Raw genomic sequence first — 530 nt, 5'->3', positions numbered from 1 at the left:
GCACGCACCACGCCATCCACCACGTACAGGGCGAAACGGCGTGAGCGGATGCCCATGCCCGAGGCGCTGGCGTCGAGCTCCAGGCCGAGCGCACGGGTCAGTTCGGCATTGCCGTCGGACAGCATCAGCAGGCCGTCGGGCACGCTCTGGTCGGCAGCCCAGGCCTTCATCACGAACGGGTCGTTGACCGCCATGCAGTAGACATCGATGCCGTGCTGGCGGAACGCCTGGAATTTCTCGACGTAGCCGGGCAGGTGGCGCGCCGAGCAGGTTGGGGTGAACGCGCCGGGCACGGCGAACAGCACCACCTTGCGCGCATCGAACAGCGAATGCGTATCGAGTGTTTCGATGCCCTCGCGGATGCGCTTGAGGGTCACTTCCGGAATGCGGTGGCCGACATGGATGGTCATGGGGAACTCCTTGCTGGGGCAGGCTAGTGGGCCGGATGGGACAGGGACGTCAAGACATTGGAAACCCGGTGTGCAGGCCCCATCTTCAGGCGTTGTGGCAGGGGCTTCCAGCCACAGCGT

The 530-nt window shown here is 65.5% G+C and carries 1 protein-coding gene; it reads right to left on the bottom strand.

Features of this window, described 5'->3' with window-relative positions; translation table 11 throughout:
* Positions 1-410, bottom strand: a 410-nt coding sequence (locus tag DAI20_RS20250; RefSeq protein ID WP_108252917.1) for a peroxiredoxin family protein, incomplete at its 3' end; no start/stop codon positions are given.
* Positions 411-530 lie beyond the last annotated feature (120 nt).

It is taken from the genome of Planctomonas deserti (assembly GCF_003067705.1).
In the GTDB taxonomy this organism is placed as follows: Bacteria; Actinomycetota; Actinomycetes; order Actinomycetales; family Microbacteriaceae; genus Planctomonas; species Planctomonas deserti.
This window is presented reverse-complemented; position numbering and strand designations above follow the sequence as displayed.